Here is an 11,982-nt window from a genome sequence, read left to right on the forward strand (position 1 = left end):
GCTTGCATTCTTGCCGCAACCGTAGTCTCCAACCCGACCTGATGTGACGGGCCGGGAGCCTTCGATGACAGCGATCGTGAGTGATGTGGAAGCGTCCGCGCTGGCCGCAGTGGATGAGGCGGTCATCGCTCGCCTTCTGCTGGAACTTCTCGCTGTTCCCAGCGTGACGGGGAGCGCGGCGGAGTCCGAGCTGCAGCACGTGTTGGCCCGGCACATGGAGCGGTTGGACCTCGACGTCGACCTGTGGTCGATGAATCTGAGCGAGCTGCGGGCACATCCCCGCTTTCCGGGCGGCGAGGCTCCACGCACGGAGGCGTGGGGCCTGGTGGGCGGCACCCGGCCCCGGGTCGACGGGCCGTCCCTGATCCTCCAGGGCCACGTCGATGTCGTTCCTCCTGGGGACTTGGCGCGATGGGAGGGTGACCCGTTCCGCCCGCGCGTCACCGGAGACGTGGTGCACGCCCGAGGAGCGTGCGACATGAAGGCGGGCGTGGTGGCGATCCTCGCCGCCCTGACCGCGATACGGACGGCGGGTGCGAGGTTGCGTGGCCGGCTGTCCGCGCACTTCGTCGTCAGTGAGGAGGACGGGGGGCTCGGAGCATTCGGCACCCTCGAACGCGGCCACACCGGTGACGCCTGCATCATCACCGAACCGACCAGTGGCGCGTTCATGACCGCGAACGCGGGAGCACTGACCTTTCGCATCGAAGTGCCCGGCCGGGCCACCCACGGCAGTACGAGATATGTGGGAGTAAGTGCCGTCGACGCCTACCTGCCCATCCACCGCGCGCTCGCCCGTCTGGAAGCCCGCCGCAACACCGACGTCGATCCACTCATGTCCGAATACCCGATCCCCTACCCGCTGTCCGTCGGCACCGTCCGGGCCGGCGACTGGGCCAGCAGCGTGCCAGACCTGCTGGTGGCCGAGGGAAGACTGGGCGTCCGGCTGGGCGAGGATCCGGCCCAGGCGCGCACCGAACTGGAGACGTGCGTGGCCGAAGCCTGCACGGACGACCCCTGGCTGCGCTCGCACCCCGCCAGGGTGACCTGGCCCGGCGGCCAGTTCGCCAGCGGACGACTGCCGGCCGGACACCCGCTCGCCGCCCTGCTCGGCGACGCCCACGCCGAGGTCACCGGCGGTCCGCGACCGTCGGAGCGAGGCGCTCCCTACGGCAGTGACCTGCGCCTTTACTCCGGGGCAGGCATCCCTACGCTGCAGTACGGCCCCGGCGACGTACGCCTCGCACACGGTCCACAGGAACGGGTCCACGTCGGCGAAGTCGTCACCGTCACCCGGGCACTGGTGCTCGCCACACTGCGTGCGGTCGGCACCAGGTAACGCCGTCAACCGCACCTCTGGCAGCCGCGCTCAGTCCTGTTCCGCACGACGTGCGGCCGGCGGAGCCCGAGCGACGGTTTTCAAAGCAGAGTCACGGCTGGCCCCTCTCCCCTCGCCTGCGCAGGAGGCAGGAGCCGCTGCCGCCCCGGAAGGGTTCTTGGACGCGCTCGGCAGTGCCTGCTCCCTGAAGGGTCAGGGCTCCGGCCGCTGTCTGGACATCACCGGCAGCTCCCAGGCCAACGGAACGCTCGCCGAGATCTGGGACTGCCGCGGAGACGCCGACCAGCAGTTCACCAAAACCAGCGCGGGCGAACTGCGGGTCTACGGCGGCTCCAAGTGCCTGGACGTGGTCGGCGCCGCCACCGCCAAGGGCACCGCCGTGAACATCTGGGACTGCAACGGCCAGTCCAACCAGCAGGTCCGCCTCAGCACCGACGGCACCATCACGGCTGTCGGCTCCGGGAAATGCCTCGACGTCAGCGGCGGCCGACCGCCGACGGCACCAAGGTCCAGATCTGGGACTGCGGCAGCGCGGCCAACCAGAAGTGGACCCGCGTCCGACCAGCGGACGACGCGGGTCCTCTTGGGCACCTGCACGTTCCAGCGCATCCCCTGCCGGCAGCGCCGGCCCGGTACAGGACTACATCCGGGCCTTTCGCGAGGGGGATGGCCACTGCCTTGAATGCGGCGGCCGGGTTGCCGACGTTGGAGTTGTTCTTGCCGAAGTTGGCGTCGACGACGTAGAGACGGCAGCCGAACGACTTGGCCGCGCTCGACCATGCGGCGCCCGGCACGGCGGTCGTGCCGAGGACCCGACTGTGGGTGAGCGACCGCGAGAGGTCGATCTTGACCACACCCTTGGGATCGGCCACGTTGAGGGTCCGCCCGACCAGCTGCAGACCGTCGGCTGCGTCCATGGTGCCGCGGAGGGTGATCCGCCGGGCGTCGGCCGTCCCGCCGGGAGTGTCGGTGGGCACCAGGCAGAAGGCCGAATGGCCGTCACCGGCATCGGACTGGCCCACGATCAGGTGCCTGCGGTCGGGCGTGGCATCGATGCCATTGGCGTTGAAACCCTCCGATCGGCACCCGGACGAGGGACGGGCGGAGGCTGTCGGTCAGCCAGGCCGCGTTCCGGGTCACCGTCACGTCGTTGGCTACGGAACCACCAACTCCCTCACCCTCGGCCCCGTCGGTCGTCGAGAAGGCCGAGACGTTCAGGCCGCTCATCTCACCGGGAGGCCAGAGCTCGCAGGACCAGGGCTGACAGCCGGGCGGGCAGGATGCGCAGTGCGCGAACCAGTGTCGCTGTGGGCCAGGGGAAGAAGCAGTTGGCAGGTTCCTTCTGCAGGGCCCGCACGACACGCCGGGCGGCCTGTTCCTGGCTGATCTGGAAGGGCTTGGGCAGTCCGTCCGTGCCGACGCGGTCGGTCGCCACGAATCCGGGGTGGATCGTCGTGAACCGTATGCCCTTCGGAGCCAGCTCGACGCGCGCGGCGTCGATGAGGGTCCGCGCCGCCGCCTTCGCAGCCGAGTACGGGCCTTGCCGGGGGATGCCCATCAGCCCTGCCAGCGAGTTGGTTTGAGCGATGAGGCCACCGGCGGGCTGCCTCTTCATCTGGTCGATCAAGGGAATCAGGTAGTTGACCACCACGTCGTAGTTCAATGCCATGATCCGTGAAACATCGTCCGTGCTGACGTCCTCCATGGACATGTCCGGCCCCTGACCGGCATTCAGCAGCGCGATGTCGACGGAGCCGAACGCCTCGACGGCGGACGCCACGACTTTGGCAGCCGCCTGCGGGTCCAAAGCATCGGCGGCGATGTCCAGGCAGGTTCCGCCGGCGGCACGTACGGCCTCAGCCACCGTGGCCAGTTCACGGGCCCGCCGTGCCACCACCACGAGTCGGTTGCCGCCCGGGGCGAGCCGGCGGGCCACCTCGGCTCCAATGCCCGACGAGGCACCGACGATGAGAACCGTCCTGCCGATGATCTTCCCCATGTCAGCTCCAGGGTGAGGTTGGCCTTGACGAGGTCGGCGACGCGGGTGGTGCTGCAGCGAAGCTTCCGCGGCAGCCGCCAGGACTCGAGAGTGGCCATGGCGGCCCAGCTCTGGATGCTGCCGGCGTTGAGGGCGTCGAGCAGGTCGTGGGAGCGGACTGCCCTGATGTCGTGCACCGCGCCCGGCAGCTCCGGCGAAGCACTGACAAGCTTCCCGCAAGGGTCGGTGCGGACTGGGACGTGCATGCCTTCCACCAGCGCGGAGAATACCTGGTGATGATATGGGCGACCAAGATCCGGACCCTGTGGGGGCAAGACCCCGTCCGACCTGCTCCACCGCCGCCACTCGGGCTGGTCAACGAGGAATTGTCAGATCTTGTGGATCCACTGGATGCTTCCAGCACTTTCAGCACCGTGAAGCTGAGGACCAAGTCACCCGCAGGGCCGGCAGCTCGGCCGCGGCGCTGGCGAGGGTGTTCAAACTCGTCGAGGCCGCCCGGGCCCGCTGGCGCGCGATCACCGCACCCTTGTGTTGCCCTCGTCCGCAACGGCGCCCGCGTCAAGAGCGGCCACCTCGTGGAACGCTCCGGAGCCATTGCGTCTTGAACAACCGCGCTGATGTTGACAATCACTCTTCCGCGTCGAACATGAGCGCCCCCATCAGATGTGCTCGCACGTGATCTGCGCAGCATAGGACGACTGGGATACGTGTCTGGCCGCTCGATCTTCGTCACTGACGTCCACCGGCCCCGTCCCGCTCACCCGTCAGCTCGACTCCAGGAGCACACCCCTGACTGCCGAGCAAACCCAGACACCAGCCACCGCCGCGAGGTCCAAGTCCCAGGCCAGCCAAGGCCACCGCGACAGAGAAGGCGATCCACACTCTGGTCCAACGCGGTTGGCCGATCACTTGCAGGCCCGGCCCTCCAGCGCGAGGACGGCGTCTCCCATGCCTTCCTCTGCAACGACTCCGACCTGCGAGGACGCATCGAACGGCTACGGTCGCAGACCCGGCCTCTTCCCGCGCCAAGGCCTGCGGCCGACGAAGAGATCACCTCGTCCTCGCGCTGACCAGTCAGATCATCCCCTGAAGAAGCAGCACCGAGAGAGGTACGGCCCTCTGCGAAACGCGCTCGAACAAGCCCAGGGCGATGAACCTCGACCTCCGACGCGAATGTGTCCGCCACGGAAGAGTCGCAGCGGCCCTTCAGTGACGGCCCACCCGATCAGCCAACCACGCGGCATGCTGACGGATTCGGGAGAGATCATCGGGAAAACAGCTCTCCCAGCCCTCGTCCAACCTCTTCCAAGCCACCGGCTGCCCGGCCTCCGGGACAAACGAGGTCGTTGCATCAACGACGGCGGCGTACGACAGCCCGAGCGTGACCGGCCATTCCGGGTGATAAGAGCGAACCGCAACCGCCGCCGGCTCAGCCAGCAGTTCCACCCGCAGGCCCGTCTCCTCGAAGAGCTCCCGGATCGCACCCTCGCGCGGTGTCTCGCCGGCCTCGACCTTTCCGCCCGGAGGCACCCAACCCCGCCAACGGTGCTTGACCAACACCACCTGAGCAAGGTCCTTGTCGAACACCCAGACCTCGGCTGCAAGAGGCTCCATCGGTCCGTGCCGGGCAGCCGCCAGCCACCGGCGGGCCCCGTCGACCTCGGCTATCGCCTGTTCAGCATCGTTCACCGCCGCTTCGACGGCCCGCTCGTCGACCACCTTCTGACTCATGGGGCCAACATACGAGGCTGCACTGACACCCCGAATCTCCAACCGAACCCTCGATAACGACAGGCCTCGGCACGACGCTCACCGCCCAGACACTTGCCACCTCGCCGTTCGCCTGGCGCCTGCGCCTTCTCGACAGCTGCTCACGGTCACCTGAAGCCCGGTCGCCCCTGCCCCTCACCATCTTGCCCCGTGTTGTCGGTCAACGTCGGGTGACCATCCGTGTCGGCGCGGTTCGCCACGGGGCACACCCCGCCCGGGCGCGGCGGTCAACCGCAGCACTCGCATCCCGAGGAGGCAGCCGCAGGCGCCCGCCTGAGGCGATCCGCTGCCCTCCCGCACTGCCGGGGTGTGCCCCGTGGCGACTCGGCCTCGACCGGTCGCCGGTACAGAGCGACGACGACCATGGCATGACTGCGAAGGAACACCGGTCGTCGGCTGGTCGTCGGGTGTCACCGCGTCACCGTGCGGCCCGCTGGTGTGGGCGAAGCGGCCCAGGGTGTTATTGAATGAGGTTTGCGGTCAAGAATTCCGGGACTCTGTCGCCCGGGTTCTGGTACGGCTCCGACGTGGTGCCGGGGTCGGCGAGCGAGCTGAGAGAGTCGGATGGACTCCACCCCACCCCCCTCGTCTGCGTCACCGTTCGACATGGTCAGCAGCGCTTTGGGGCAGTACATGCCAGTCGACGGAGCGGCAGCGGCCGCCGGTTCCGCCGATTCGCAGGGGGACAACGCCGTCCACCGAGACGTATCCGACAACCCGACCCCCGTCGGTCAGGAGCAAATCCTCGGCGCGGTCAATCTGGACCGGGATCTGCACATCACCCGCTCCAATCTGGACGCCCCGGTCTTCACGGGGGTGGAGGCCGTGCCTGGAAGCCCTTTCGTCGACCTCCTGCCCCCCTCGGACGTACCGACGGTCACCCGGCGGCTGCGGCAGGTCCTCGAGACCGGTGAGCCGCACGTCGCCCGGGTCCAGCGCTTGCGACGCGGCGACGGGTCGGAGCTGGTGGTCTCGATGAGCATCCTGGCCGCCGCGGCGCCTCAGGAGGGCCTGACCGTCTCGCTGATCGCCATGGCCAGGAGGCTGCACCTCTACGCCGCCGAGACCGCGATCGGCACCTCGTTGGACATCGGCGAGACCGCGCAGTCGCTGGCGGAGTCCCTGCTGGCCTGGGGCGACGTGACCGCCATCGACCTCGACTTCGCCGTGTGGACGGGTGAGGCGGTCACCGAGCAGCCGCAGGGGCGCGTCCGTCTGCGGCGGGCGGCCCTCGTGCCGGACCGGGCCTGGCCCGACGGCTACGTGACCCCGGGCGACGATCTTCCCGGCGATGCGAGTCGACTGCTGTCGCAGGCCATACGGCGTGACGATGCCGCGCAGGCCATCGTCATACCCGACCGGGCAGCTATCGAACGGGTGCTCGACAGCCCTCGGCTGGTACGTGCCCTGGTGCCCGGCGACCAGGCGGCGGCCGTGGTGTGCATACCGCTGGTCCTGGACGGCACGCCGCCCATCGTCCTGGGTGTCGCGGAGGTCTGGCGACGGGCGGACCGCCCCTTCGCGGACAGCGAGCTGTTCGACCTGCAGGAACTGGTGGCCAGGACCTCCCACCACGTGGACCTGGCCCGTCAGCACCAGCGCGAGCACACGCAGGTACTGGCCTTGCAGCGCCGGCTGCTGCCGCGGTCCGGGGGCGACACCATCCAGACGGCCAGCGTCTACCAGCCCGCCACCCCCGACAGCGCGGGCGTCGGCGGCGACTGGGTGAACAGTTTTCCGCTGCCGGACGGCCGTACCGCGCTGGTGGTCGGAGACGTCGTCGGGCACGGGCTGGGCGCCGCGGCGACCATGGGACAGCTGAGCATGGAGGCCCGCGCGCTGTTGTCGGCGGGGCTGGCGCCCGACGAGGTGCTGGAGCACCTGGACGAGACCGTGGCGCTGCTGGACGACGCGGAGTCCGGGCTGGCGGCCGGTTACAGCGCCCTGGGGTCGACCTGCTGCATCGCCGTGTACGACCCGGTCAGCCACCACGTGGAGGTGGCCAGCGCAGGCCACCTTCCCCCGGTTCTGGTATTCCCGGACGGACCCGCCGGCCCGGTCGCGATACGCCCTCACCCCGGGCTGGGCGCCGAGTTCGCGCTGCGGGAGCCGTACGACGTGCACGCGTTCTGTGCGCCCCCGGGCTCGCTGCTCGCCCTCTACACCGACGGCCTGGTGGAGGATCCCGCCCTGTCGATCGACGAGGGCATCGACAGGCTGACGGACGCCGTGTCCTCGGTGCACCCCTGGGACGCCCTGGAGCAGGCCGCGCGGCGCGTGGTCTCGGCGGTGGCACCGAGGCGTCGGCGCGACGACGTGACTCTGCTGATCGCCCGCATGATCGGTTACCGCAAGGGGGACACCGCGACATGGCGCCTGCCGGCCCTCGGCGACGCGGCCGCCCGGGCCCGCGCACTGGTCTCCGAGCTGCTCGCGCAGTGGGGCACCAGAGAGCACACCAGGGACAGCGTGCTGCTGGTGGTCGACGAACTGGTCGCCAACGCGGTCCGCTTCGCCGGCGGACCCATCACGGTACGGCTGATCAGGACCGGCCACGGGCTGCTGTGCGAGGTGGGTGACACCGGCAACGGCAGGCCGCGGCTGGGCCCGGGCGGGCTCCTCGACGACGCCGGCCGTGGCCTGCACGTGGTGCATGGGCTCACCACCCGGTGGGGGGTGCGGTGGACGGACACCGGGAAGGTGGTGTGGGCTTCGGTCGAGCGGTGACGGGATGCTCTGGCCGGAGGGTGGCGTGGCTTCGGCCGTGTGGCGAGGGGGCGTTGGCCGGGCGGCATGGGAGCTGTTCGTCGGGCGGCGGCACCGGCGTCACGAAGGAAGCGAGGGACGCGAGGGACGCGAGTCCGCCCTACAGCCACTCCCCTTCCAGAGCGGTGGCCGTGAGGCCCGGGGCAGCCGCGTACAGGACAGCACGGCTGCCCGCCTTCTGCCCGGCGTCGTACGCCCTCCGCATGATGTCGAACACGGCGGCGCCTCCGCGGTTGCCACTGGTGTAGCTCTCCCGGCTGTAGCTCAGGAGCCCCGACGGCCACCCGTCGGGCATCGTCTGCTCCATGTACTCCAGCACACGCGTCCCGCCGGGGTGGGCGAGCAGAACGTCGGGGTGCCAGGAGCCGGGGTCGTCCTGGTATCGGAGGCGCAACCACTCCCACATCGCGGTGACCGTCTCCTGCACGGCGCGCGGCCCGCGCCGGTCCATCACGAAGTGGGTGCCGTCCTCCCGTGTCTCCAGGCGGTGCAGGTCCTGGGTGCCGGGCAGGGTGTGGTGCCAGGCGGTGTCCAGCCGCAGCGTCGACTCGGGCCTCGGGCGGCCCGTGACCACCGCGGCGACCGCGGTGTCCGCGAACAGCAACCGGACGATGAGTGATTCCAGAGTGTCGTCCGCGGGCTGGTAGGTCGTGCTCAGTGCCTCCGCGATCACGACCAGGACCACCCGGTCGGGGTCCGCGGCCACGAGATCCGCCGCCAGCGCCAGGGAGCGGGTCCCCGCTATGCACGCCCACTGCGTGGCCGGCAGGAGCAGCACGTCGCGCCGGAGCGGGAGTCTGTTGGCGAGGGAGACGTCCAGCCCCGGCAACGCCGGAGTGGTGGAGTGACTGGTGATCAGACAATCGACGTCCACGGCGTCCAGCCCGGCGATCTGCAGGGCCCCGCGTGCCGCACGCTCACCGTAGGACTGCACTGCCGACCAGGCCGGCGCGGTGCGCTCCTGGACGGTCTGCGGCGCGGATATCGCCTCCAGGGCGGCGATCACGCGATCCACGTCCTGTTCGGTGAACCCGTCACCGGCCAGCGCCTCTCGGGCCGGCCCGATGCCGGCGGCCGACAGTGTGCTTCCGCTGCCGGGCGCGACGGCGGCCTCCAACGGCAGCATCCAGCCACGGGTTTCGATGCCCGTACTGGCCGCGATGCCGTCGATCCGCGGCGCCCACGCCGCGTTCGGGTGCCGACCGCGCACTTCGTCCACGATCTGGCTGGTCCGCACGGCGTGCTTGCCGTGTATCACGGCAGGCGGGCACAGGTAAGCGACCATGATTGGCGCCTTTCTACAAGGAACGAGATGAATTGTCACGGGCGCTGTGTCATATGCCACTTGGGAATGATTCATCCAATTCCACGACAGTGCGCTCCGGTTCGGGACTCCGTGTCCGTTTCGAGCATGGATGCCGCGGGGGCATTTGCGCTGTGATCTGGGCAACTCAGGAGGTTCTGCGATGCGTGACACGGCGCACACCGCCGAAGAGGGGGCGGCGCGATGCCGCGCCTGCCCGACATGCCACCGGTGGACCTCGCCATCGCCGCCACCGCGGCTCACCACGGCCTGGCTGTCCTCCACGACGAGGAGCCGGTGGTGCCGATCCGTAGCGTCCCACACCCGTGGGCGCGGTGTCCCGGGTCCTGAAACGAGCTTGTACGAGTTCATCGAGAGCGTGGTGCCCCTGGTACGGAACGCGAGGAGCGGGGCAAAAAGTACGTCGAACTCATGGGCCGGGGAAGGGTCCTGGCAGCGATCGCGGTCCCGACCGGAATTGGGCCGCCGCCGGTCCGGCTTCGTCAGGCGGCCTCGGGGACGCGACCGCTTGCGAAGTCCGGGCCGCCGGCCTGGGGTTCACATAGTGACGCTGAGGTCACCGCCTACCGGATCGGCGGGTTGTGCGTGAGCGCGCCGCCCGCAGCGTTGAGGTCGGCTCGCTCTACTGCCCGACTCAGCAGCTTTGTCGCGAGCGCACACACCGATTCGCCGGAGAGCCAAGCAGCTCCCTCACTGCGTCACAGCAGGAGAACACCCCCGCGCCCAGCAGGCCGAGCCAGTGCGCGAGTGTGATCGCTGCACGCGCCCGGCGGCCGCCTCACGGTCCGGTTCACCCGTCCCACAGCAGACCACCGCCAGCGTCTCCTCCAGACAGCGGCTGCACACCGGGTGACATGCGGTGAGCGGCGCGAGACAGCGCTGTGCCAGGTTCTCGACCAGCTCTCCCGCCTGCAGCAGGATCAGAGACTCGCCGTACTCTGCGCAGTGCGACACCTCACCGGTGGGAGCCTCTCGTTCACCATGAGACGCACCGCCTTCTGCGCCCACCGCAACGACTTCGCGGTCTTGGCCAGCGGCGCGGGCGGGCCGATCGCGCCGGACCAGCCCACGACAGCCCGCAGCAGCGGCTCGGACCGGCAGCCAGATCAGTTCCGCGACAGCGACGCGGTCCGGCAGCGTCCAGTCGACAAGGGAGGCGCGATCGGCCAGTGCCTCACCGACCCCTGCGAGGCAATCGGCGAACACGCGCTCAGGCGGACCCGGAGTCGCCCTGCCGTCCTTCGCAGGTGCTGCGGCTCTCTGGATGGAGAAGGGTGAACTTCCGGGCTGTCCGGGCCTCTGAGCGCGGCCTTCGGAGAGCCGAGGCAGGCGCAGTGCCGAGGCAGGCGCAGTGCTCGATCAGGTCGTGGCTTGTCCGCAGAGGCCGGAGCGGTCGGCTCAATGCGTCACGGGGCCGGCGGCGAGGACGGGGCGGCCAAGGCCCGTAGCGCGCCGACCGGTTTGCGCAGTCCGTAGGCGACCACGGTCGACGTCCCGTCGGCATGGCCCCAGGTCAGCAGCGCGCGTCCGTCGGTGACGCTGCCCTGCACGGTGGTGGCGGCGCCGAGAAGCGGCAGACGGCCGACGATCTTGAGGGTGAGACCGGCGACCTCGGTCCAGAAGTAGTCGTCCTGCGGCGGTCCCGGCGAAGGCAGACCGAGGACGGACGCCGCCGCGGTCCTGCCCTGGGCGACGGCGTTGGACCAGAACGGCGCACGCCGGTCGGGCAGTGTGCCGTCGCCGCGGAAGTAGGTGACGTCGCCAGCGGCGAACACGCCGGGCACGGTGGTGGCGCAGGCATGGTCGATGCCGACGCCGAGACGGTCGGCGAGGCCCGTCCCCGCCAGCCAGTCGACGCAGGGGACCTCTCCGGCACAGGTGACCACCAGGTCCGCGGTGAGTTCGGTCCCGTCGGGGAGCGCCACGCCGCGCACGGGGTCGCCGGTCAGGGTGGCGAAGCCGGTGGCCTGGACGAACCGGATGCCGTACTCCGCGGCGCGTGCGGTGATCACGGCGGACAGGTGACCGCCGAGGATGCGTTCCAGCGGCTGGTCGGTGTCCACGACGGTGACCGGGATGCCGCGGGCGACGCAGGCGCTCGCCACCTCCATACCGAGGAAGCCCGCGCCCAGCACGATCGCCGAGCCGGCGTCCGCCAGGCGGGCGCGGAGCAGGCGGGCGTCGTCCAGTGTGCGCAGGACGAGTTCGCCCCGCTGCCCGGGGGCGGCAAGCCGACGGGCGTCCGCGCCGGTGGCGACGATCAGCGCGTCGTAGTCGACCTGTCGGCCGTCTGCGGTGGTGACGGTGCGGCCGCGGGTGTCGGCGGTGACGGCGGGCGAGCGGATGACCTCGGCGTCGAGTCCGTCCAGAACCAGCCCGAGGGTGTGGTCGGCGGCCGGGTCTTTCAGAACGGCCTTGGACAGGGGCGGGCGGGAGTAGGCGCCGTGTTCTTCCGCGCCGATGATCGTGAGGGGGCCGGTGTGACCGAGGGCGCGCAGGTGGCGGGCGGCGGTGATGCCGGCGAGCGACTCGCCGACGATGAGCACCGAGCGCCGTGCGGTCACGACAGGACCCGCAGGGCGGCAACAGGGCAGGCGTTGACGGCCGCGCGGGCGGCGGGTCGATGCTCGTCGGGGACGTCGGTGCCCTCGAAGTGGTAGGTCAGTTCGGCTTCGTCGTCCAGGCTGAAGACGTCGGGAGCCTGGTCGGCGCACAGGCCGTGGCCTTCACAGCGTGGATGGTCGACGGAGATCTTCATGGTGCTGTCCTCAGCAGTCCTGGGAT

The 11,982-nt window shown here is 70.2% G+C and carries 8 protein-coding genes and 3 pseudogenes; 4 read left to right on the top strand and 7 right to left on the bottom strand.

Translation table 11 applies throughout. The features are described 5' to 3' along the window. Positions 1–64 precede the first annotated feature (64 nt). Complete coding sequence (locus AQI94_RS32995) at positions 65–1,339, top strand: ArgE/DapE family deacylase (protein WP_031055849.1); 1,275 nt, start codon at positions 65–67, stop codon at positions 1,337–1,339. Beyond that, positions 1,320–1,772 (top strand): annotated as a pseudogene (locus tag AQI94_RS46660) (RICIN domain-containing protein); the annotation flags it as partial. The gene AQI94_RS32995 and the pseudogene AQI94_RS46660, both read left to right, overlap by 20 nt. Before the next feature lie 43 nt (positions 1,773–1,815). On the opposite strand, the gene AQI94_RS46045 reads toward AQI94_RS46660, so the two are convergent. From AQI94_RS46045 to AQI94_RS46050, 3 genes and pseudogenes are all read right to left on the bottom strand, one after another. After that, the gene (locus tag AQI94_RS46045; RefSeq protein ID WP_031055846.1) at positions 1,816–2,361 is read right to left on the bottom strand and encodes a hypothetical protein; all 546 of its coding nucleotides are present in this window, start codon (positions 2,359–2,361) and stop codon (positions 1,816–1,818) included. Positions 2,362–2,567: 206 nt separating this feature from the next. Further along, positions 2,568–3,338, bottom strand: a complete 771-nt coding sequence (locus AQI94_RS33005; protein WP_031055843.1) for an SDR family NAD(P)-dependent oxidoreductase — start codon at positions 3,336–3,338, stop codon at positions 2,568–2,570. Positions 3,339–3,340: 2 nt separating this feature from the next. After that, a pseudogene (locus tag AQI94_RS46050) lies at positions 3,341–3,586 on the bottom strand (IS5/IS1182 family transposase); the annotation flags it as partial. A 150-nt stretch (positions 3,587–3,736) separates the two neighbouring features. Between AQI94_RS46050 and AQI94_RS46755 the strand changes: the two are divergent. Further along, a pseudogene (locus AQI94_RS46755) lies at positions 3,737–3,943 on the top strand (IS256 family transposase); the annotation flags it as partial. 601 nt (positions 3,944–4,544) lie between these two features. Here the strand turns inward: AQI94_RS46755 and AQI94_RS33015 are convergent. Then, positions 4,545–5,069: an NUDIX domain-containing protein gene (locus AQI94_RS33015; protein WP_031055838.1), complete on the bottom strand. Its 525-nt coding sequence runs from the start codon at positions 5,067–5,069 to the stop codon at positions 4,545–4,547. A gap of 603 nt (positions 5,070–5,672) precedes the next feature. Between AQI94_RS33015 and AQI94_RS33020 the strand changes: the two genes are divergently transcribed. After that, entirely contained in the window at positions 5,673–7,835 is a 2,163-nt protein-coding gene (locus AQI94_RS33020; protein WP_031055835.1) for an ATP-binding SpoIIE family protein phosphatase, read from the top strand. 139 nt (positions 7,836–7,974) lie between these two features. Here AQI94_RS33020 and AQI94_RS33025 read toward each other — a convergent pair whose 3' ends face one another. From AQI94_RS33025 to AQI94_RS33040, 3 genes are all read right to left on the bottom strand, one after another. Next, positions 7,975–9,159 (bottom strand): beta-ketoacyl-[acyl-carrier-protein] synthase family protein, encoded by a 1,185-nt coding sequence (locus tag AQI94_RS33025; RefSeq protein ID WP_031055834.1) that lies wholly within the window; start codon positions 9,157–9,159, stop codon positions 7,975–7,977. 1,445 nt (positions 9,160–10,604) lie between these two features. Continuing rightward, a complete protein-coding gene (locus tag AQI94_RS33035) occupies positions 10,605–11,762 on the bottom strand; it encodes an NAD(P)/FAD-dependent oxidoreductase (RefSeq protein WP_031055828.1) in 1,158 nt (385 codons plus the stop codon). Next, positions 11,759–11,956, bottom strand: a complete 198-nt coding sequence (locus tag AQI94_RS33040; RefSeq protein WP_031055826.1) for a ferredoxin — start codon at positions 11,954–11,956, stop codon at positions 11,759–11,761. The genes AQI94_RS33035 and AQI94_RS33040 overlap by 4 nt, the downstream gene beginning before the upstream one ends. Positions 11,957–11,982 lie beyond the last annotated feature (26 nt).

This window comes from Streptomyces pseudovenezuelae, assembly GCF_001513955.1.
GTDB lineage: Bacteria > Actinomycetota > Actinomycetes > Streptomycetales > Streptomycetaceae > Streptomyces > Streptomyces pseudovenezuelae.